The organism is Streptomyces sp. NL15-2K (assembly GCF_030551255.1).
Classification (GTDB): domain Bacteria; phylum Actinomycetota; class Actinomycetes; order Streptomycetales; family Streptomycetaceae; genus Streptomyces.
Genome location: NZ_CP130630.1, coordinates 3838201 through 3860561, shown reverse-complemented (window position 1 = coordinate 3860561; position 22361 = coordinate 3838201). Strand labels below are relative to the sequence as shown.

Genomic DNA, 22361 nt, shown 5'->3' with positions numbered 1-22361 from the left:
AAGAGTTATCTCCATGCTCATGCGGGCGCCGCGTGAATGCGCGTCCTGGTACTGGGACTTGGAGGAATACGCGCCGGCCGGACTGAAATCAGCGCTCCTGACCGCTGCCCGGATGTCAGCCGTCCTGCAGAAACATGATTTGCTGAAGCCAGGCGCCTTGGAATGGCATTGGATCGTGCCTGATCTGGGTGGTGCGGTCGGGAAGACGCGTTTGCCGCTCACGAGGCCGCTCGACGATGACCAGGTGGTGCAGCGCATTGAGGCACTGCGGCCCGTTGGATACCCGAAAGCGGAGTTCAGTGGATTCCTGATCGTAGGGCCGGGAAAGTGGCTCGACGAGCATGGTGCACAGCATCAGGAGGACCGCCTGGTGGAATTGACGGTCTCCTCGGAACCCTTTGGTCTGTCAGCCGATATTTCCGTCTTCCACGACATTTGGGGACCGTTCGACTTCCGTGGCGCGCCGCATCCAGAAGTGCACGGACAGAATGCTCCGCGGCTCGCTGCCGCGCTGAATGAGCTGGAGGAACTGCTGGGGGCGGCGGCAGAGCCTGGCGAGCCGACGTATTTCGGGAGGGCCGTGGGTTACGGGGTCATGGAGCCGGAAGTAGTCGACGGACGGGGTCCGGACCTGACTGATCAGTTCTGAGAGTCGCCATGTCCGCTGTCGTGCAGCGGCCGGCCTTGGCGGCGTACGCCCACACCTCATTGCTGACCCCACCGGCACCCGCGCTCAGGGGGCAACGACGTTTCCCCAGCTGCGGCCGGCGAGTGCGGGTCTTCGAGCTGTTGTCGAACCGATAGGTCACAACCACTCGTTGGAGGCGGTGTCACTCGACCCCGATCGGTCGCGTGACTTCATCCACAGGCTGGCCAAGGAAGAGTGAGGCGCCCGGTGACCACCCCCGACAACTGGCGGAAGTCGTCCTACTCCGGCAGCGGCGACGGCAACGCCTGCGTAGAGATCGCAAACGACCTCACCCGAGTAGCGATACGTGACTCCAAGGACCCCGCCTACGGCACCCTCTTCGTCCCGGCCGGAGTCTTCGCGACATTCGTCGAGGCTCTCAAGCCCAACTCCACCGTTACGGACCCCGCCATACCGGCATCGATGACTTCGTGAACGATATCGTCCAGTAACTGAAAGCGACGGGGCTGGACCGAAGTGACCGACGCTCATTCACGCGTGGCACTCGAACGACTCAGAGCCATCGACTGGAGCGACGACGCCGCGGCATACGACCACGCGACCTCGCCTGCGCTGCTCATGCGGGACCGGCCCGGCAGCCGCCGCCCGAGCAGTCCGCGTGGAATCGTCCGGCGCCGAGGGACGGACCTGCGACGAGCCGTTCACCCGGAATCTCAGCGAGGGTTGATTGGCAGATCTGTTCCACCCCGGCGAGGGAAAACCGCAGGTCATGTGGCCGTGCTGGTGGAACAGATCTGCCAATCACTGGGTGAGCTCCACGAAGGAGAACATCTCGGCACATGGATGCACCGGACTCGCCCGACGCGCCCCACGTGCCCCACGCGCTCATCCGTTCGGCCGCTGAGGGCATCGCACGCCGGCTGGCGGGTGAGAAGGGTCCCCAAGGGGCACTGCGGTCGGTCGTCCACATGGTCGACAGTGACGAGGCCGAGCCGGCCGTTGCGGCTCCGCGTCAGGTCGGCCTTCGAGACTCGACATGGATCAGGGCATGCGGCTGCCGCATGATCCGTCCCGGGAACGGTCGGTTGACGCGGGCGTGGACGCTGCGGGGTTGATGCCGTGGGAGGGCTGGACCTTATCCAGATCGATCAGCTTCGGGCGGGACGAGGGCGGTGCGCGGGCTCAACCTCAACGCCGGAAGTTACGTGGCGTATTTGACCGACCACCCGCCGCGAGTAACGGACTCCGGTCCGAGTTGTGGTGCTTCTGTGAGTGCCGGGGACCTCGATTGCACAGGCAACTACCGAGTTGATAGAGATGGCTGGGAATAGACGAGGCAGGCCGGGATCGGTCGCCGTAGGAGCCCAACGGGGGAGGCACAGTGAAGTTCGACATGGGCGCGCAGACTCTGTCCACGCTGCAGCGTGATTCGCGGGGGTCGGGTGATGATCTCGGGTCGCTGATCAAGCAGTTGGTGCAGGCGGCGCAGCCGCTGGAGGGCAAGTTCAACGGTTCGGGTCGCGTGATGTTCGACCAGTTCAAGGCGCAGGCCGACCGGATCACTTCGGATCTGAACGGGTCGCTGTCGGCGATCCTCGGCGGTCAGTCGGGGATGGACTCAGCGTTCAGCTCGGGTGACCAGGAGCAGGGCGACAACGCGCGGCAGCAGATGGGCGCCGCCAACTTCGACGCGGCGCGGTTCGGCGGGCGCTGAGCCGAGTCGTGTTTGTCGGCCGGGGTGTTGAGGCCCTGGTTTCGTCGGATTCTTTCTGTTTGCTTGGTTTCTCGGGGAGTGGTGTGTGATGGCTGGTGCGGGTTCGGATCGTCGGTCGTACGACACGGGCGCGTCGGCGGACGCTCAGTCCAACATCCAGGTGGTGATCGGCCGTCTGGAAGAGGTGATCGGTAACCGTGACCGTCAGGTGAAGTCGGCGATGGCGGACTTCACGGCGGACGGCGTGGCGGACGAGTACCACGGCAAGGAACAGCGGTGGAACAACGCCTCGCAGGAAGTGAAGAACATCATCGGCCTGCTGAAGTCGACGCTGGAGAAGAACGACGGCACGGCCCAGTCGACGATCCAGCGGGCGAAGGCAGCGGTCGACAACATCGGCTGACAGTCGGTTTGTTTGGTTTCGGAAGTTAGGTAAACGGGGGTTTCGGTGCCCGGCTGGGATTTGAATCCGCAGGGTATTTCGCATGTTCTGAAGACGACGGGTGAGACGGCGTCGAACATGGAGAAGTATGCGAAGGCGTTCGGGAAGCACTTGACGTCGGCGGCGACGAGCGCGGGCACAGTTTCCGCCGAGGGCGGTGGCGGCGGCGAGGGCGGCGAGAAGGCCGCGGGTGGGCTGGTGGCCCTTGCCTTGTCGCAGTATGCGGAGCGGGCGTCGAAGGACCTGCAGTTCGTGGCGGCTCGGGCGGGTAAGTCGTTGCAGGGTGCGGCGGATGCCACGACGGCGTATCTGAACGGCGACCAGGAGATGGCGTCGGAGGCGCAGCGCAACACGCTGTCCGCGCCGAAGCTTGATATGCCGGGGGTGGGCAAGTCGTGATCCAGCCCGAAAAGATTCCGCAGTTCACCGGGAACCTGCCGCAGCTGGAGATCGACTACGCGGACCTGAAGAAGGACGCCGGTCATGTCCGTAAGACCGGCGAGGACGTGCACGATCAGTTCCAGGGCCTGTCGGCGTATTACACGGCTCCGGAAGCGGAGCAGTTGTTCGCCACCACGAAGCCGGTCAAGCAGCGGTCAGACGATTTCGCCACGGATCTGGAGACCGTCTCGGGTGCCTTGTCGTCGTATGCGACGGAGATCCGGCCGCTCGTCGACAAGTTGAAAGAGCTGAAGGCCAAGGCCGTGACGTTCGTCGATTCCGTCAAGGATGACGACGAGTGGGAGTACGACGGCGACAAGGTCGACGAGCACAACCAGATCCGGGACGACATCACCGCGACGGTGGCGGCGTTCTGGGCCGCGGAGCGGACCTGCCACAACAAGATCACCGCCCTGTGGGGCGGGACGCAGATGGTGGCGGGGGATGGTTCGGAGCGTAAGGACCAGTACGGGTTCAACGCCGAGGACATGAAGGACGCGAAGCTTCCCTGGGGTGACCCGGTGGAGGAGAAGCACCACTGGTACGAGGTCGGCCACTGGGTGAAGTCGTTCATCTGGGACGGCCTGATCGTGGACGGCATCTGGGGCACCATCAAGGGTCTCGGCATGCTGGTGGGCTTCGGCGGCTGGGACGCCATGGGGCAGGCTTGGAAGGGCCTTGCCCAGCTGGCCACCGGTCTGACCCTGAGCATGATGCCGGGCGCGCAGCTCGCGTTCTGGGCTCTGCCGGACGACAAGCTCCCTGCCTGGATCCGTGATTCGCGTACGGCGATGAAGGAGACGGGCAAGGCGCTGGTGGCGTGGGATCAGTGGGGCAAGAACCCCGCGCGTGCTGCCGGTGCGGTCACCTTCAACGTGGTGACGACCGTGTTCACCGGTGGCGCGGGTGCCGGTGTGGCGGGCGCGGGCAAGGCGGGCGCGGTGGCGAAGGCCTTGTCCGTGGCCGGCAAGGCGGGGCACATCATCGACCCGATGACCTACGTCGCCAAGGGCGCGGGTGCCGGTCTGTCGAAGATCGGCGACATCGCCAAGGGGCTCAAGGGCGTCGGCAACATCGACATCCCCACCCTCCCCGACGGCGCCGTCAGCCTGCCCGACGGTCGCCTGATGGACCCGAACGGCAACCTCGTCGCGCCCAACGGCACGATCGACACGACGCCGGTTCCCCACGACGCGAGCCCGACGGTCCCGCACGGCGCCGGGACCACGCCGACGCTGCCGGCCCACTGGACGACGCAGGGGGCCCCGACCCCGTCGTATGCGGCCGCCCAGGCGGGCGCATACGACGGGGCCGCGCACACGGTCGACAACGCAGCCGGTGCCGGGCACTACAACACGCCCACCACCGCCGCGCCGACCACGGCCGCGGGGCATGCGCCGGGGGGCGGCTTCGATACGACGCCCACGTCGTCGGCGTACGACCACGCGCCCTCGCCGTCCGGGTACGGCCAGGCGCCGAGCGCCTCCGGGTACGGCCACGCGCCGAGCCCGTCCGGCTATGGCCCCGCGCCGTCCGCGTACGATCACGCCCCGTCGCCGTCGTCGTACGATCAGACTCCGGCCACTGCGCCGCACGACGCTCCGGCGCCGACGCCGCACACCGGTGGTCCGAATGTTCCCGGTGGCGCTGTCCACCCTGGGGGCGCGACTCCGTGGTACCACCAGACTCCGGGGGCCAACGCCGCGTACGACCAGGCCCCGACCACTGCGCCGCACGACGCTCCGGCGCCGACGCCGCACAGCGGTGGTCACGATGTTCCTGGCGGTGCTGCCCATCCCGGGGGCGCGACTCCGTGGTACCACCAGACCCCGGCGGCCAACGCAGCGCACGACGTCCCGACCACTGTGCCGCACACCGGCGGTCACGACGTTCCCGGCACCGGCGGCCACACCCCGGATGCCCCGCACGGACCGGGGCACGGCGCTCCCGGCGTCGGTCACGCCGACGATGCCTCGCACGGGGCCGGACATGGTGACGACGGTGTCGGTCATCACGCGGACGATGCAGCGCACGCCGGTGATCACGCGGGCGTCGGGGACGCCGCCGCGCACCACGGCACTGATGCTCCGGTCGCTCCGGGGCATCAGGGCGCGGATGTTCCGGGGCACCGGGCAGAGGAGCCGTTCGAGTACAAGCCGCACGTGTCCGCGGACGAGTTCGACGAGCTCTCGGTCGCGGAGAAGCACAAGGTCGCATCTGCCGAGTTGGCGGAAGGGACCTTGCCGTTTGCGGACAGCGACGCAGCGATCAGGTACGGACAGGACCACTGGAACGACTACGTCGACAACCTGGACCCGTCTGCACGCCAGGCGCTCAATGACTACTCCGGCGACACCTTCCCGTCGTACAAGGACATCAACGGTTACTTGCGCGAAACTGAGGGATACAAAGATCGGACCCCAGAGGTAAGTCACGACATCGCCGAGATGGACCGCGTACTGTCCTCGCGTCCTGTTCCAGACACCATCATGGTGGTGCGGGGCACTGACCTGGGTTACCTCAAACTGGGTTCGCCGATGGACATGCTCGGCCAGACATTCCCGGACAAGGGGTACACCTCCACGTCACTCGGTGATCACCCGGTGGGAGCGTTCAAGGACAAGGAGGCCGTCATGCACCTGCGGCTGCCTAAGGACACGCCGGCTCTCTGGCTCGAGAAGGTCAGCCAGTACGGCGGGGGAGAACGCGAGCTACTGCTTGCCCGTGGCACCGAGTACAAGGTGACCAGGGTCTTCATGGACAATGGCAAGGTCCACGTATACGGCGAAGTCCTGCCCCGGCGTGAGGAAGCACTGCACTGATGGCTGAGGAACAGCGGCTCAATCCGAGGCTGAACGAGGACCTGCGGTTCAACCCCAAGCCGGGAGGGCCCGCACTGTACAGCCCGACGACCGACAAGCCCGTGCAGTACGTCACCGTGGCCGACAGGGATGGCAAGGTGATCGGATACGTGTGGGCGAATGATGAGGATGATGCCGCCGGATGGAAAGTACGCAAGGCGGGCGGTGACGAGGCGTTCAACAAGGGCGCGCGATGGGCGCGGAAACTGCACGACGCCAAAGCCCGTGGGCTCGCGCCGACGGCTGCTTTGGCCGAAATGATCAGAAACTCCGATCCTGCGGGTTCCAGCCATGTCGTTCCCGGTTCCCTCAAAGAGGCCCCGGGCCTTGAGACCGTCAAGGGCCTGGCCGAGATGAGCTGAGCCGTCCATGACCGCAGCGCCCTCTCGTCACCCGTGAGGGCCGGGCTGCCTCCTCCTTTTCCGCAGCAGGGGCGAGCGTTGCGTATCAGGCGCAATCAGAGAATGCGACTTCATGAGCAGTGAACGACCGATCAACCCACGCCTCAATGACGACGTGCACTTCAACCTCGTGTCGGGTCCGCCGCGATACCGAAACCGCACCGACAAGCCGGTGCGTTACTTCACGGTGGTCGGCAAGCAGGATGGCGAGGTCCTCGGCTACCTGTGGGCCGGCGACGAGGACGATGCTGCTGCGTATGAACCGCGGCAGGCCGCCGGACCCGTGGGGGCGAACGAGAGCATGTCCTGGATCAGCCGGCTGAGTGAGGCCAAGGCGCGGGGCATTCGACCGTCCCAGGCTCTCGCTGAGCTGTACGAAGACCCCGAGCCGGGCGGTAGGGGTCGGCCTTTGCCCGGCTCCCTCACTGACGCCCCGAACGCCGGCGTGGTCGAGGCTCTTGCCCAGGGGGACTAGCGAGCAGCGACCGGTCAACCCGCGTTTTGACGATGACATGTTCGGCCGTGAGGTGTCGCCGGGGCCACCGCGTTACCGGACCCGGAGCGACAAGCCGGTGTGGTACGTCTCGGTCGTCGACAAGGAGAACGGCGTGGTTCTCGGGTACGTGTGGGCCGCCGACGATGACGACGCTGCCGCATGGGAACCACGCCAGGCCGGAGGCCCCAGGGCGTTGATGGAGGGTCTCGGCTGGTTCAATCGGCTGGAGAGTGCCAAGGAGCGGGGCATTCGACCGTCCCAGGCCTCGCGGAGATGCTGGCCGAGCCTGCGGTGGGCAAATTCGGCCGGGTCCTGCCGGACTCCGTCACCGACGCCCCGAACGCCGGCGTGGTCAAGGCACTGACCAAGGATGAGTAGGAAACTGTTGCTCAATCCGCGCTTTGACGACGACATGCAGTTCAAGCGGGTGGACGGTCCTCCGACGTACGGCCGCAAGACCGACGGGCAAGTCGCGTACCTGAGCATCGCTGAGCGGATGGGCGCGATCATCGGGCACGTATGGGCCAACGACAGGGACGGCGCGGCCGGTTGGGTGGTGCCACCGGGGCTTTCGCCGAGCGCCGTGAACGTCGGCGTGTCGTGGCTGCAGGCGCTGCACAGCGGTAAGGCCCGGGGACTAGCTCCTACTGCCCTTCTCGCCGAGCTGGCACGGGGCACGAACGACAACAAGCTGAGCCATGCTGTCCCTGGCCCCCTCACTGGGGCCCCGACCCTTGCCGCACTCAGAGAAAGGGCCTCTGGTGGCTGAGCCCCGGCCGGTCAACCCGCGCTTCGACGAGGACGTGCACTTCAACCTCGTGTCGGGTCCGCCGCGATACAAGAACCACACCGACAAGCCGGTGCAGTACTTCACGGTGGTCGACAAGAAGGGCGGTGGGGTCCTCGGCTACGTGTGGGCGAGCGACGAGGACGACGCCGCCATGTGGGAACCGCGCGAGGCCGTCGGACCCCGGGCCTTCGCCGAGGGCGGTCACTGGTACGCCCGGCTGCGGGAGGCCAAAGGACGGGGCATCCTGCCGTCCCAGGCCCTCGCGGAGATGCTGTCCAACCCGGAGGGCAACCGCGGCCGGGCCCTGCCGGACTCCCTCACCGACGCCCCGAACGCCGCAGCCGTCGAGGCCCTCGCCCAGGCCGATTAGCGGACGCTGATCAGCCGAGCACCCGTGGAGGAACCGGCCCCCGAGGCCTGAGCAGCATGTCCAGTCCCGTGCACTACATCACCGTCACCGCCCCCGACGGCGAAGTCATCGGATACGCCTGGGGCGATGCCACCGACGTCGAGTGGATCAACCGGAAGGCGAGCAGCAGCAGCGCCTACGACGCGGGGATGGAGTGGTACGGCAGGGTCCGCGAGGCCCACGAACGCGGCCTGACGCCCCTCGGTGTCCTCAACCTCCTCAGCCACGAACCCGGCGTCGGCCCCGTCACCGAGGCCCCCGATGTCGCCGCGATCGAGGAACTCGCCCGAATCGTCACCCCGGCCGACGACCGGCGCCTGCTCGCCCAGCTCGACCGTGACGACGCGGAGGCATGGCAGGAACTCGCCGACGCCTTCGACGCGCTCACGGACGAGGACCGGGACGTGAAGTGGGGCGGGGGGCAGAAGTCGCCGAGCGGTGCCATTCAGGTGCCGTTCCCCATGTACAGCCAGCCGCTGCACCGGGCTGTCAGCGCCCTGCTCGGCGTCGGCGCCGTAACCCCCGAGCACCGGTGGGTGGACAGTCCGATGCTCCAAGTGCCGCCGGACGGACGGCTGCGGCCCGCCGACGCCGTGCGCGCCGCGACCACAGTCGTGCGCGGGGAGAAATTCTCCGACGGGACGATCGACAAGGCCCTGAAGAGCGGCCTCCTGGACGCCATAGCCAACTCGCTCCGCACCTGGTACGCCGATCCTGACGCCGACCAGCCCTCGCCCGACGCCGATCCTGACGCCGACCAGCCCTCGCCCGACGCCGCCCCTCCCGTCGAGCAGCCCTCCACCGCCCCCACCCCCCAGCCGAGGGCCCTCCAGGATGCCCCCGACCCCACCCCCTCCATGTGCAAGTTCTGTGGAGGTTCCCCCGCCGCCGACGTCACCTTCCGAGCCCACCGAGGCCTGATCATCTTCTTCGGGTTCAAGAAGATGGACGGCCCCATGTGCATGACCTGCGGACTGGCCGTGTACCGCGCCCTGACCACCCACACGCTCTGCGTGGGCTGGTGGAGCCCGTTCTCCCTCTTCGTCTTCGCGCCGTTGACGCTGGTACGGAACCTCCTCGCCGTGCGGAAGGTGAAGCAGCTCGCCGCCCCCGGGCCCGGCATGCTCGGCCCGCGCTACGACCCCGGCCTCCCCATCCACCGGCGGCCGCGTGCGTATGTCGCGCTCATCCCTGTGGTGTGGGTGCTCTTCATGATCGTGACGGGGTTGTCGGGAGGCGTGTGATGAAGAGGAGAGGCTGCCGCAACCCGGCTGTACGGGTGGCGCGTCCATGACTTATGTTGCGGAAGCGAAGTCAGGGGGATTCCGCATGCCGCAGGACATGCCGCAGAACAAGGCGCAGGACAAGCCGCAGGACAAGCCGCAGGACGTGCCGCAGGAGATGAGTCCGGCCGAGGTCGAGGCCGTCGCCCGTGCCGCGCACGCCGGGCAGACGGACAAGGCCGGACGGCCGTACGTCGAGCATCTGTCGGCCGTCGCCGAGGGCGTCCGCGCCCGGGGCGGGGGAGACGAGCTCATCGCCGCCGCGTGGCTGCACGACGCCGTCGAGGACGGAGTGCTGAGCGAGGAGTGGCTGGAAACGGCCGCCCTGCCGCAGAGCACCAAGGACGTCGTACGGGCCATGACCAAGCGGCCGGACGAGGAGCAGGAGGCGTACGCGCGCCGGATCCTGGCCACCCCCGGCGCCCGGCTGGTCAAGGCGGCCGATCTCGCGCACAACGCCGACCCCGGCCGGCTCGCCGTACTCGACGAGCACACCGCCCGCCGGCTGAAGCAGAAGTACGCCGCCATGCGGCAGCACCTCGGCCTCGCCCCGGGCGACTGATCCCAACACCCCCAGGCATCCCAACTGACCCCACACGCACAGGACGACTTGAATGGCACGGGACTACGACAGCCAGCTGCTGGAGTCGGTGGCGGTGCGCCGGCGCCGGATGCGTGACGCGCTGCTGTTCGGCGCGCAGCGCGGTCGGCGGACGGCGGACGAGCGGTTCGGCAAGATGTTCGCGGGCATCGCGATCGCGGCCGTACTGTGCGCCGGATGCATCGGCTGGTCCTTCCTCCAGTCCACCTTGGACAAGCAGAAGGCCGAGCAGGAGAAGCAGCAACAGCAGCAGGAACAGCTGTACAACCCGACGGCGAGTCCCTCTGGGGAGAAGCAGTGAATACGGTGTGCGCGGTCGGCGTGATCACGCCAACGCACGCCCGTGGCCGAAATGACGCGATGATAGGTTCCGGTGAGTGGTGAGCACCCCAACGATGTCTCGGACCCAGCTGAGCCGGGTCACCCTGATCGGCGAGCGGCGACGCGCCGACCTCGTGCTGCCGTCGGACACTCCGATCGGCCAACTGCTCCCCGACATACTGCGGTTGCTGGACGACCGGGCCGCCACCCGGCCGACCACCCGCCAGCTGATCACCTCCGACGGTTCGGCGCTGCCGCATGACGCCACGCTGTCGTCGTCGGAGGTCCCCGACGGAGCCGTGCTGCGCCTCGTGCGTGCCCATGCCGCTCCGCCCGCGCCCGTCGTGCACGACGTCACCGACCAGGTCGCCGACGACCTCGACCTGCGGAGCTGGCGCTGGCGTCCGGCCGCGCGCCGGGTCAGCGCCGGGGTGGCCACCGTCGTGTTCGCCGTGGCCGCGGCCGTGCTGGCCCGGCAGGAGTTCTCGCTGGAGTCCGTTGCCACCGGGCTCGCCGCCGTCACCGTCCTGTTCGTGATCGCCGGTGCGCTCATCGCGAAGATCGGCGAGGGCAACCAGGGCCTGGCCACCGCGCTGCTGCTCGCCTCCGGCGTGCTCGGCCTGCTCACCGCCTGGACCGCCGCCGACGCCTACGACTGGGGCGGGACGGCCCGGTTGGGCGGAATCGCCGCCGCGCTGGTGCTCACGCTCGTGCTGCTCGCCTACTGCTCGCCGCTCGGCCGCGGCGGACTCATCGGGGCCGGGGCGGTCATCGGTGTGGCCCTCGTGTGGGAGGTCGTGGCCGCCGTACAGGACCGGGGGGACCGGATCGGCGCGGTGATGGCCGTGGTCTCCGTCATCCTGCTCGGGCTGCTGCCCCGGTTCGCGCTGATGGCCTCGGGACTCACCGCGCTCGACGACAAGCGCTCCACGGGCACGTCGGTGAGCCGGCACCAGGTCGCCAACGCCCTCGCCGCCACCCACCGCGGACTGGCCCTCGCCACCGTGGTCACCGCCGCGTCGGCCGCCGCCGGCGGCTGGCTGCTGACCACCGCGAAGGAACCGACCGCCTGGACGGTTACCCTCGCCTCGCTCACCGCCGTCGTACTGCTGTCCCGGGCGCGGGCCTTCCCGCTGGTCGTCGAGGTCGTGGCGCTGTTCGGGGCGGCGGCGCTGCTCGTCGTACGCCTCGCCGTGCTGTGGCTGGACCACACCGGGGGCGCCGGAGCCCTCGTCCTGCTGGGCGCCGCGGCACTGCTGCCGCTGCTGGTCCTCGGGGTCGAGCCGCCGGAGCACGTCCGGGTACGGCTGCGGCGGTTCGCCGATCTGATCGAGTCCCTCGGCGTGATCGGGCTGTTCCCGCTCGCCATCGGGGTGTTCGGTATCTACGGGCAGCTGCTCAACAAGTTCTGAGGCTTCGAAGACCAGACGCCGACGTGCTGTCGCTCCCACGGGACGACGAGACGGGGGCGTGGCAGGAGAGAAGGGCGACATGCCGAGCGGGGACAACTGGCAGAACGACGTGCTGCGCGACCTGAGGGGCGGCACGCCCCAGCAGCGTGCCGCGCAACAGGACGGCCGGCCACCACAGGCGCCCCAGCAGCGGGAACAGCAGGCGCCCCAGCAGCATGCAGCGCAGCAGGGCGGGCCCGCCCCGGCGCAGGGCGAGGCACCGGCGTACGGCTACCCGCAGCACCCCGCGCCGTCCGACCCGCAGTACCAGCAGCCCGCGCCCTCCGACCCGCAGCACCAGCAGCCCGCGCCCTCCGACCCGCAGTACCAGCAGCCCGCGCCGTCGAACCCGCAGTACCAGCAGCAGGCGTACGGCGACCAGGCTGGGCAGGCGTACGGCGACCAGGCCGCGGCCCAGCAGCAGGCGTACGGCGGCCAGTACGCCGCCCAGCCGCAGCAGCCCTACCCGGCGCAGGGGCAGCCGTACACCGACCAGGCCTATGCCCAGCAGGCCTACGCCCACCAGCAGCCTCACCCCGCGCAGGCGCAGCAGCAGGCGCAGCAGCCGTACGCCGGCCAGCCCCAAGCCCAGCCGCAGCAGAACCCCGGGGCCCAACCCCAGCCCCAGCAGTACGCCGAGCGGACCCCCGCCCCACGCGCCCGGTCGTCCCGCGCCACCCGCGAGACCCGCCCCGTGGTCGACAAGAAGCTCGTCTCCTCCGTCCGGTCGCCCCGGCGCGGGGAGCCGTTCACCGCCCGCGCCCTGCGTGCCGTACGCCGGACCGTGTCCTCCTCGGCAGCGCGCGAGGTCGCCGAGACCACCGCGACCGCCGAGATACTGCAGCAGCCGGTCACCACCGGCCGGCAGATCGCGGTGACCTCCATCCGCGGCGGCTCGGGCAAGACGACGGTCGCCGCCCTGCTCGGCACCACCTACGCCCACTACCGCCAGGACCCGGTCCTCGTCATCGAGGCCGATCCGGCGCTCGGCTCGCTGCCGGTGCGGCTCGGCGCGGAGAGCACGCGCTGGACCACCGGCGACCTCGCCGAGGTCGTCGAACCGCAGATGACGCTGCTCGACGTCACCGGCTACCTGGTCCAACTGCCCGACAACGCCTGGCTGCTGCCCGGCAGCCAGGGCCAGGTCGGGGCGATGCTCGACACCAAGGGCTACGAGCGGATCATGGTGTCGTCGCGCCGCTACTTCGGCGTGACCGTCGTCGACTGCGAGACGCTGCCCGCCGAGGTCGCCCGCACCGCGCTGTCCGCCGCCCAGGCCCGCATCCTCACCGTCCCCGCGACGATCGAGGGCATCGCCAGCACGCACGCGGTCCTGGAGTGGATGCGCGGTCTGCCCCGGGACATCACCACCACGACGGTCGTCGTGCTCACCGAGACCGTGCCGCACGCCGGCATCGACCTCGACAAGGCCGCCGAGCAGCTGAGGGAGACCGGGGCGAGCGTGCGGGTCCTGCCCTACGACCGTCATCTGGCGGCCGGCGGCATCATCCGCACCGACCTGCTCGCGCGGGACACCCGGGAGGCCGCCACCCGCCTGGCCGCGGAGGCCTTCCAGCTCTCCCAGAAGCGCCGCTGAACCCTCCCGAGCACGAAGGGATCTCGAACGATCTCGAAGGGATCTCGAAGCATCTCGAAGGACCTCGAGGACAAAGGCTAGAAGGACGATGAGCACCCGACTGATCCACCGGCCGGCCCGGACCACCCGGCCCCCGGCCTCTCCCGAGCCGCGCACCATCGAGGCGCCGCCCAACCTGCCCGACGGCAAGACGGGCTCCATAGCGACCTCGCTGCTGCCCGTCGCCGGTGTCATGTCGTCCGTCGTGATGATGACGGTCGTACGCAACAGCCAGTTCGCGGGGCTGGGCGCGATCATCCTCGTCGTCACCATCATCGGCTCGCTCGTCATGGTCTTCTCCCAGCGCGGCAAGGCCCAGCGCACCCGCCGCACCCAGCGCGAGGCCTACCTCGCCTACCTGGAGGACCTGCGGGAGGAGTTGTCGAACGAGGAGAAGGAGCGGCGCGAGAGCACCCAGGTGCTCAACCCGCCGCCGGACGCGCTCTACGACATCGTGCGCGACCCCGCCCGGCTGTGGGAGCGGCGCCGCCTCGACGCCGACTTCCTGCGGGTCCGCGTCGGCACCGGCGAGATGCCGGTGCGCGACCTGAAGGTGGCCCCGCCCGGGTCCTCCGTGCTCACCCCGCCCGACGAGTTCATGCTGAACGAGGCCTCCGCGCTGGTGTCCCGCTTCAGCAGCGGCACCGAACTCCCGCTCACCGTCCCGCTCGACCGCGTCGGCAACATCACCGTCATCGGCGAGCGCGAGGACACCCTCCGGGTCGCCCGCGCGCTGATCGCGCAGGCCGCCGCCACGCACGCACCCGACGACGTGGCCATGGCGCTGGCCGCGCCCGGCGACCGGATCGCCGACTGGGAATGGGCCAAGTGGCTGCCGCACCTGCTCGACAGCGAGCAGTTCGACGGCCCCGTCTCCGCCCGCCGGATCGCGCCCTCCCTGCCCCAACTGGCCCGGCAGATCGGCCCCGAGCTGCGCCGCCGCGCCTCCTACGCGGCTGAAGTGCGCCGCGGTCTGTCCGGCAAGGACGCCCTCGCCATGACCTCCCGGCTGCTCGTCGTCGCCGACGGACACGGCGGCGACGCCGTCGACCTGCCGCGCCCCGACGACGCGGTCGGCCTGCGCGACATGGGCGTCACCGTCCTGCACCTGCTCGACCAGCGGGTCCAGGAACCCGGCAGTGTGGGCGTGCGCATCACCGTCGACGGCGAGCGCGTCGTCATCGAGGACATGCGCATGCCGGAGCCGATCAGCGCGCACGGCACCGTCGACGAGATCGGCATCCCCTTCGCCGAGGGCTTCGCCCGGATGCTCGCCCCGCTCCGGCTGTCCGCGGAGTCGATGGTCGACGCGCCGCTCACCGGCCCGGTCGACTTCGCCGAACTGCTCGGCATCGACGACGTGGCCGGCCTCGAACTGAACCGGCTGTGGGCGCCGCGCGGCGAACGGGCCTTCCTGCGCGTGCCCATCGGCGTCAGCGACTCCAAGGAGCCCGTGCTTCTGGACCTGAAGGAGTCCTCCGAACTGGGCATGGGCCCGCACGGCCTGTGCGTCGGCGCCACCGGCTCCGGCAAGTCCGAGCTGCTGCGCACCCTCGTCCTCGCCCTGGTCGCCACGCACCCGCCGGAGGACCTGGCCATGGTCCTCGTCGACTACAAGGGCGGCGCCACCTTCGCCCCCTTCGCCGACCTCCCGCACGTCGCCGGCGTCATCACCAACCTGGAGAACCAGGCCGGCCTCGTCGAGCGCGTCCACGCCTCCCTCGCCGGCGAGGTCAAGCGCCGCCAGCAGGTACTCAAGGACGCGGGCAACGTCGCCGACATCGGCCACTACGCCGCGCTGCGCGCCGAGCGGCGGCCCGACCTGGAGCCGCTGCCGCACCTGTTCGTGGTGATCGACGAGTTCGGCGAACTGCTCACCGCCAAGCCGGACTTCATCGACCTGTTCCTGTCCATCGGCCGCATCGGCCGCTCCATCGGCGTCCACCTGCTGCTGTCCAGCCAGCGCATCGAGGGCGGCAAGCTCAAGGGCCTGGACACCTACCTGTCGTACCGGCTCGGCCTGCGCACCTTCTCGCCCGACGAGTCCCGTACGGTCCTGGACACCACGGACGCCTTCCACCTGCCCCCGCTGCCCGGCTTCGGCTACCTCAAGGTCGACACCAGCCACTACGAGCGGTTCAAGGCCAGCTACGTCTCCGGCGCCTACCGCGGCCCCGTGCAGCGCGACACCGAGGACACCGGGCCGCTGGCCCTGGAGTACGAGGCCTACAACACCCTGGGCCAGGACGAGAGTTCGGGCGCCGAGGAGCCGCAGATGCGGCGCCGGGAGACCGGGCCCACCGAGATGGGCGTGATCATCGACCAGCTCCAGAGGGCCGGCGCCCGCTCGGTGCGCCAGATCTGGCTGCCCCCGCTGCCCGCCGGGGTACCCCTCGACAGGGTCGCCGGTCCCGTGGAGATCGGCCCGCGCGGCATGCAGCTCGCCAAGCGGCGCGGCCCGCTCCAGGTGCCGTTGGGCCTGCTCGACGACCCGACCAAGCAGTGGCAGGGCCAGTGGTACCTGGACCTCACCCTCGCCGGCGGCCACGCGGCCATCATCGGCGGCCCGCAGTCCGGCAAGACCACCCTGCTGCGCTCCCTGGCCCTCTCCCTGGCCCTGACGCACACCCCGCAGGAGGTCGGCGTCTACGGCCTCGACCTGGTCGGCGGCGGCCTGCAGGCGCTCTCCGGTCTGCCGCACGTCGGCGGGGTCGCCGGCCGCGCCGACCGCGAGCGCGCCGCCCGCACCATCGACTCCGTACGCGCCATGCTCGACCAGCGCGAGGAACTCTTCCGCATCCACAACATCGACTCCCTGGAGCAGCTGCGCACCCTGCGCGCCGCGGGTCGTGTGCCCGAGCTGGCCTCCACCGAGATCGTGCTGCTCATCGACGGATTCGGCGCCCTGCGCGACGACTTCGAGGACCTCGACGACTCGGTCGTCGACATCCTCAAGCGCGGCAGCGGCTACGGCATCCACGTCGTCGCCGGCATGCTCCGCTGGAACGACGTGCGCATCGCCACGCAGTCCCAGTTCGGCACCCGGGTCGAGCTGCGCCTGAACGACCCGAGCGAGTCCAGCATCGACCGCAAGCTCGCCGAGACCCTCTCGCCCGAGGAGAAGGGCCGCATCCTCACCGACGGCAAGCTCTTCGCGCAGGTCGCCCTGCCCCGCACCGACGGCCTCGCCGACACCTCCGACCTCGGCGCGGTCCTGGAGCACACCGCCCGCTCGATCCGCGCCACCTGGACCGGCGAGGTCGCCCAGCCGGTCCGCGTGCTGCCGCACGTCCTGGAGGCGCAGCAGCTGCCCGGCCCGGCGTCCGAACCTCGCCGGGTCCCGATCGGCCTGGACCAGACGCAGCTGGCCCCCGTCCTGATCGACCTGTTCGAACACGACCAGCACCTGCTGATCATGGGCGACAGCGAGTGCGGCAAGACCAACCTGCTCAAGGTCGTCGCCCAGAGCCTGATCGAGCGCTACGGCGACAATGAACTGGTCTTCGGGGTCTTCGACCCGCGCCGCGGCCTGCGCGGCGTCATCCCGGAGGAGTACCGGGGCGGTTACGCCTACAACGCCAAGCTGTGCGCCGGCCTCGCCGCCGGTATCGCCACCGAGCTGGAGAAGCGGCTGCCCGACGAGAGCGCGGGCGGCGAGGACCTGGAGCCGGGCAGCTTCTCGGGCCCGCGGATCGTGATCCTCGTCGACGACTACGACGTCCTCACCACCGCCGGCCAGCAGCCGCTCGCGCCCTTCGTGCCGTACATCCCCTCGGCCGTCGACATCGGCCTGCACTTCGTCCTCACCCGCCGGGTCGCGGGCGCCTCCCGCGGCCTGTACGAGCCGCTGATGCAGGGCCTGCGCGAGTCCGGCGCCTCGGCGCTGGTGATGGCGGGCGACCGGAGTGAAGGCCAGCTCTTCCCCGGCGTGTACGCGAGCCAGCAGCCGCCCGGCCGTGGGGTGTTGGTCCGCAGGGGCCAACCGAACCGGCTGATCCAGACCGTCTACACGGGGACACAGGTGAATCCATGACGAAGGACGTCATCGCCCTCACGAAGCAGATGCCCGACCCGTTGAGCGTGCTCGCGGGTCTGCTCTCCGGCGGCCCGGACCGGATGGTGGGCGTCGAGGGAGAGGGCGCGGTGGTACAGCTCTGCGACGAGCAGGGCCGCCCGCTCGTCTCCGTGGAGGCGCCGCTGCTGGTGCAGGTCCGGGGCGAGGCCGAGCGGCTGCTCGGGGCGCGTGAGCCCGAGGTGCCGTACTGGTGGACCGAGGCCCGCGCCACCACCGGCGTCAAGGAGGCCGAGGAACTCGCCGGGACCTTCGCCGCGCGCATCGCCACGCTGGTCGGCGGGACCGCCTGGCCGCCCGGGGCCGCGTGGTCGCTGGCCGTGGTCAAGACGGACGGGATGAGCGTGGCGCCGGTACCGGCCGCCGCCCAGCCGGCCGTGGACGTGCTCACCGACAAGGTCGCCGTCATCATCCAGGACCGCCCGGTCGTCGCGATGACCGCCTGGCTCTCGGACGCCTTCCGCGCCGCCGCGAACGCCGGGCTCGGCCTGCAGATCGTCACCCCCGCGGGCACCCGCCTCTCCCCGGCGGTCCGCAACAGCCTGCCGGGCTGGCCCTCGCGCTGGGTGGTGCAGGACGAACGGGACGGCTACTACGACGGTCTGTCCGGAGCCGTCCTGCAGTGGAGCAACGGCCTCTTCGTGACGGTCGAGTCGCCGGAGGCCACCCCTCAGGACCCGCGCACACCGGTCGCCGCCTCCTTCGGTGAGGGCGTCCAGGACACCGGGGAACGCCAGCTGGCCATCTCCTTCCGCACCATCCACCCGGCCGACGAACGGCTCGTCCTCGGCGGCGCCCTGGAAGCCGTATGGCAGGAGATCACCGGTGAGCGGCCGGCCGGCTGGGGCACCGAGGAACCCGCCAACCTCCCCTGGTCCCTGCGGCAGTTGACCGACGTGGCCTACGAGCGAGCGCCCGAGCCGACCTGGCTGGTGGCCGTCGGCAGCCCGGAACGCCCCGGCCTCGCGACCGTCCGCATCACCCGCACCAAGGGCGGCGTGGAGGAGGACGTGACGCTGGCCTTCGGCTACGGCCCGGGCGAGCAGATGCCGACGGACGCCGTCATCGCCGCGGCGGAGGCCCTCGCCACGCAACACGACCTGCAGTCCATGCTGGTCCAGATCCGCCGCGCCCGCCGGGACCTGTCCGTGCCGCCGCGCTTCGAAGGCCCTGGCGTGCCGTACGCGTTCGTCCTGGGAGCCGAGGAGGTCCGCACGATGCCCGGCGACCGGGCCCGCAACACCCCGCTCGCCGAGGCTCCGCGCGAACTGGGCCCGAAGACCCGCCCGGCGCTCTACTACCCCCTGCCGGGCGATCCGTCGGACCTGTCGGGCTGGCAGGACTTCGAGCGGCTGATGAGGCATTTGAAGGGCAGCTGAACTGACTCCTGAAAGGCAGCTGACCTGACTCCGGAAGGGCAGTTGAGCCTGACTCCCTCCTGACCTGCGCCGACGCGCAGGGGTGGGGTTTTCCCCAGGTCTTTTCGGCGGTCGACCTCATGGTCCACCTCCACCTCCGGTCCGTACGTTCGACGCATCACCACGAGCGATGCCCTGCCCGACGAACGACGGACCGGAGGAAACACGTATGGCAGCCGACTGGGCTGTAGAACTGCACGGTGTCCGCAAGCGCTACGGCCGCGGCCGCACCGCCGTGCACGCCCTGAGCGGCATCGACCTCACGCTCCCGCACGGCAGCTTCACCGCCGTGATGGGCCCCTCCGGCTCCGGCAAGTCCACGTTCCTCCAGTGCGCGGCCGGCCTCGACCGCCCCACGGCCGGCACGGTCCGCCTCGGTGGTACGGAGATCACGGGCATGGGGGAGAACAAGCTCACCGCCCTGCGCCGCACCCGCCTCGGCTTCGTCTTCCAGGCCTTCAACCTGCTGCCCTCCCTGACGGTCGAGCAGAACGTCGTCCTGCCGATGCGGCTGGCCGGCCGACGCCCCGACCGCCGCCGCACCGCCGAGGTGCTCGCCGAGGTCGGCCTGGCCGACAAGGCCCGGCGCCGCCCCGGCCAGCTCTCCGGTGGCCAGCAGCAGCGCGTCGCGATCGCGCGTGCGCTGGTCACCCGCCCCGACGTCGTGTTCGCGGACGAGCCGACCGGCGCCCTGGACACCACGACGGCCGCCGAGATCCTCGGCCTGCTCCGTCAGGCCGTGGACATCCAGGGCGCGACCGTCGTCATGGTCACCCACGACCCGTCGGCCGCCGCCTGGGCGGACCGCGTCCTGTTCCTGGCCGACGGCGAGATCGTCGACCACCTCGACCGCGCCCCGGCGGACCGGATCGCCGCCCGCATGACGGCGCTCACGGCACCGTCGTCTCTCTCGCGAGCGGCCGCCTGATGTTCGTGCCCAACGGCCTCGCCCGTGCCGCCGTCCGGTTCCGGCCCGCAGCGTTCGTCGGGACGCTGGTCGCGCTCGTCCTGGCCGCGGCGATCGTCTCGGCCTGCGGCATCCTGCTGGAGACGGGCCTGCGCGCCACCGTGCCGCCACAGCGCTACGCGGGCGCCCCGGTGGTGGCCGCCGCCGACCAGCGCGCCCACTACGGCAGCGGGGACAGCAAGGACAGCGAACCGGTCCCGGACCGCGCCCGCCTGGACGACTCCCTGGTGGCGAAGGCGGCCTCGGCCCCCGGCGCGCGCACGGCCGTAGCGGACATCACCTTCCCGGCCGCCGGCCCGCGCGGCCCGCTCACCGCCCACAACTGGGCCTCCACCGCGTTCACCCGCGAGCATCTCACCGCGGGCCGCGCCCCGCGCCCCGGCGAGGTGGTCCTGGACCACGGCACCGTCGGCTCCCGCGTCACCCTCACCACCCCCGACGGCACCCGCGCCTACCGGGTCTCCGGCACCACCGGCACCGGGCACGACACCGTCTGGTTCGCCGACACCGAAGCCGTACGGCTCTCCGGGCACCCCGGCCGCATCGACGCCGTCGCCGTGCTCCCCGAGCCCGGCGTCACCGCCGACGCCCTCGCCTCCCAGGTCGCCCGCGCCCTGCGTGGCCACCCCCACGTCGAGGTCCACACCGGCGACGACCGAGGCGCTGTCGAGGACCCGACCCTCGCCGAAGCCAAGGAGGTGCTCATCGGAATCGGCGGCTCCTTCGGCGGCACGGCGACCATGGTCGCCGTCTTCACCGCGGCCGGCACCGTCGCCCTGGCCGTCGGCCAGCGCGCCCGCGAGTTCGCGCTGCTGCGCGCGGTCGGCGCCAAACCCCGCCAGATCCGCCGAACCATCGCCACCGAGACCCTCCTGGTCGCCCCGCTCGCGGGCGCGGTCGGCTGCCTGCCCGGAATCGCCCTGGCGCGCTGGTGGTTCGGGCAGCTGAAGGACAGGGGCGCGGTCCCGGAGGCCGTCGACCTGGCCGTCTCCTGGATCCCGCTGGTCTGCGCCGTCGGCGCCGGGCTCGTCGCCGCCCTGCTCGCCGGTTACACCGCCGCCCACCGCAGCTCCCGCATCAAGCCCGGTCAGGCGCTGGGCGAGGCGTCCGTGGAGCGGCTGCGCGTCGGCTGGATCCGCACCCCGCTCGGGATCGCCGCCGCGGCCGGCGGCTGCGTCTGCGCGGGCCTGGCCGCCTCACTGACCGGCGAGGACGCGGCCAACGCCGCGCTCGGCATCGTCACGCTGTTCATGCTCGCCGTCGCCCTGCTCGGCCCGCTGGTCGCCCGCGCCTGCGCCGGCCTGTTCGGCCTCCCGCTGCGCGGTGCCGACGCCCCGGCCTCCCTCGCGGCCGCCAACTCCCGTACGAACGCCCGCCGTCTGGCCTCCGCGATCACCCCGATCGTCCTCGCCATGGCGTTCTCCTCCGTGCTGGTCTTCATGCACACCAGCGAGGACCGCGCCATCGAGCGGCAGCAGCGGGAGGGCATCCTCGCCGACCACATCGTCACCGCCGACCCGGGCCTGGCCCCGGACGCCGTACGACGGGCCGAGCGCACCCCCGAAGTCACCGCCGCCGTCGGCCTGTTGAAGACCTCGGTACTCGCCCCCGCCTCGGGCGGCGTGCTGACGTCGGTCTCCGCGCAGGGTGTCACCGGATCCGCCCGCGCCCTGGCCGCCGTACAGGACCTGGACCTCAAGCACGGCCGGCTCTCCCTGGAACCGGGCGAGATCGCGGTCGATGCCTCCCTCGCCGGCAACGCCGACCGCGAGGTCGGCGACCGCCTGCCCCTGCGCCTCCCCGACGGCACGAAGACCGAGCCGCGGATCGTGGCGACGTACGGACGCGGCCTGGGACTGCCCCAGGTGACGATGAACCGCGCCGACCTCGCCACCCACGTCACCTCCGCCTTCGACACGGAACTGTGGACCAAGGGCGGCACGGCGGCGGGCCTGAAGGCACTCGGCACGGTCCGGGACCGCGCCGACCACACCACCGCCCAGTCCGCCGACCGCGAGCTCAACGCCTGGGCGAACACCGTGATGGCCGCCGTCCTCGGCGGATTCGCGGCCGTCGCCGCCGTCAACACGCTGGTGATGACGGTCCTCGACCGCCGCGGCGAACTCGACACGCTCCGCCTGATCGGCTCCACCCGCCGCCAGGTGCTGCGCATGGTCCGCTGGGAGGCCCTCCTGGTCGCCCTCGCGGGCATCGCCCTCGGCACGGCGATCGCGCTGGCCACCCTGGTGCCGATGATGAAGGGGCTGACGGGACAGGGACCGTACATACCGCCGCTGCTGTACGGCGCCTTCGCCGGCACGATCGTCGCCCTGGGCCTTGCGGCCGCCACCCTCCCGGCCCGCGCGGCCCTGCGCGGCGACACGCCGGACGAATGACAGCGCCCCCGCC

At 70.7% G+C, this 22361-nt stretch carries 19 protein-coding genes; all 19 read left to right on the top strand.

Features of this window, described 5'->3' with window-relative positions; translation table 11 throughout:
- Positions 1-13 precede the first annotated feature (13 nt).
- The 19 genes from Q4V64_RS16985 to Q4V64_RS16895 all read left to right on the top strand — a co-directional run bounded on the left by Q4V64_RS16985 (position 14) and on the right by Q4V64_RS16895 (position 22348).
- Entirely contained in the window at positions 14-649 is a 636-nt protein-coding gene (locus Q4V64_RS16985; RefSeq protein ID WP_172629369.1) for a hypothetical protein, read from the top strand.
- 246 nt (positions 650-895) lie between these two features.
- Positions 896-1123, top strand: coding sequence for a DUF397 domain-containing protein (locus tag Q4V64_RS16980; protein WP_303710351.1), 228 nt, complete (start codon positions 896-898; stop codon positions 1121-1123).
- A 907-nt stretch (positions 1124-2030) separates the two neighbouring features.
- Positions 2031-2363, top strand: coding sequence for a hypothetical protein (locus Q4V64_RS16975; protein WP_124442285.1), 333 nt, complete (start codon positions 2031-2033; stop codon positions 2361-2363).
- Positions 2364-2451: 88 nt separating this feature from the next.
- On the top strand, positions 2452-2766 hold the full coding sequence (locus tag Q4V64_RS16970) for a pore-forming ESAT-6 family protein (protein ID WP_124442286.1): 315 nt from the start codon (positions 2452-2454) through the stop codon (positions 2764-2766).
- A gap of 45 nt (positions 2767-2811) precedes the next feature.
- On the top strand, positions 2812-3204 hold the full coding sequence (locus tag Q4V64_RS16965) for a DUF6507 family protein (protein WP_124442287.1): 393 nt from the start codon (positions 2812-2814) through the stop codon (positions 3202-3204).
- Entirely contained in the window at positions 3201-6068 is a 2868-nt protein-coding gene (locus Q4V64_RS16960) for an ADP-ribosyltransferase (protein WP_124442288.1), read from the top strand. Before Q4V64_RS16965 ends, Q4V64_RS16960 begins: the two co-directional genes overlap by 4 nt.
- Positions 6068-6469, top strand: a complete 402-nt coding sequence (locus tag Q4V64_RS16955) for a hypothetical protein (protein ID WP_124442289.1) — start codon at positions 6068-6070, stop codon at positions 6467-6469. Before Q4V64_RS16960 ends, Q4V64_RS16955 begins: the two co-directional genes overlap by 1 nt.
- 112 nt (positions 6470-6581) lie before the next feature.
- Entirely contained in the window at positions 6582-6983 is a 402-nt protein-coding gene (locus Q4V64_RS16950; RefSeq protein ID WP_124442290.1) for a hypothetical protein, read from the top strand.
- A gap of 391 nt (positions 6984-7374) precedes the next feature.
- Positions 7375-7773 (top strand): hypothetical protein, encoded by a 399-nt coding sequence (locus tag Q4V64_RS16945; RefSeq protein ID WP_124442291.1) that lies wholly within the window; start codon positions 7375-7377, stop codon positions 7771-7773.
- Positions 7766-8164 carry a hypothetical protein gene (locus tag Q4V64_RS16940; protein WP_124442292.1) on the top strand — a complete coding sequence of 133 codons (399 nt, stop codon included), beginning with the start codon at positions 7766-7768 and terminating at the stop codon, positions 8162-8164. Before Q4V64_RS16945 ends, Q4V64_RS16940 begins: the two co-directional genes overlap by 8 nt.
- Positions 8165-8220: 56 nt before the next feature.
- Entirely contained in the window at positions 8221-9447 is a 1227-nt protein-coding gene (locus Q4V64_RS16935) for a DUF6508 domain-containing protein (protein ID WP_124442293.1), read from the top strand.
- A gap of 157 nt (positions 9448-9604) precedes the next feature.
- Positions 9605-10048: an HD domain-containing protein gene (locus Q4V64_RS16930; RefSeq protein WP_253267173.1), complete on the top strand. Its 444-nt coding sequence runs from the start codon at positions 9605-9607 to the stop codon at positions 10046-10048.
- Between the two features lie 52 nt (positions 10049-10100).
- Positions 10101-10388: a hypothetical protein gene (locus Q4V64_RS16925; RefSeq protein ID WP_124442294.1), complete on the top strand. Its 288-nt coding sequence runs from the start codon at positions 10101-10103 to the stop codon at positions 10386-10388.
- A gap of 94 nt (positions 10389-10482) precedes the next feature.
- The gene (gene eccD, locus Q4V64_RS16920) at positions 10483-11820 is read left to right on the top strand and encodes a type VII secretion integral membrane protein EccD (protein ID WP_124442295.1); all 1338 of its coding nucleotides are present in this window, start codon (positions 10483-10485) and stop codon (positions 11818-11820) included.
- A gap of 58 nt (positions 11821-11878) precedes the next feature.
- Positions 11879-13456 carry a MinD/ParA family protein gene (locus Q4V64_RS16915; protein ID WP_301184554.1) on the top strand — a complete coding sequence of 526 codons (1578 nt, stop codon included), beginning with the start codon at positions 11879-11881 and terminating at the stop codon, positions 13454-13456.
- 88 nt (positions 13457-13544) lie between these two features.
- Complete coding sequence (eccCa, locus tag Q4V64_RS16910) at positions 13545-17528, top strand: type VII secretion protein EccCa (protein WP_124442296.1); 3984 nt, start codon at positions 13545-13547, stop codon at positions 17526-17528.
- Complete coding sequence (locus tag Q4V64_RS16905; protein ID WP_124442297.1) at positions 17525-18946, top strand: DUF6177 family protein; 1422 nt, start codon at positions 17525-17527, stop codon at positions 18944-18946. The genes eccCa and Q4V64_RS16905 overlap by 4 nt, the downstream gene beginning before the upstream one ends.
- 208 nt (positions 18947-19154) lie before the next feature.
- Positions 19155-19913 carry an ABC transporter ATP-binding protein gene (locus tag Q4V64_RS16900; RefSeq protein WP_124442298.1) on the top strand — a complete coding sequence of 253 codons (759 nt, stop codon included), beginning with the start codon at positions 19155-19157 and terminating at the stop codon, positions 19911-19913.
- Complete coding sequence (locus Q4V64_RS16895) at positions 19913-22348, top strand: ABC transporter permease (protein WP_124442299.1); 2436 nt, start codon at positions 19913-19915, stop codon at positions 22346-22348. Before Q4V64_RS16900 ends, Q4V64_RS16895 begins: the two co-directional genes overlap by 1 nt.
- Positions 22349-22361: the final 13 nt, after the last annotated feature.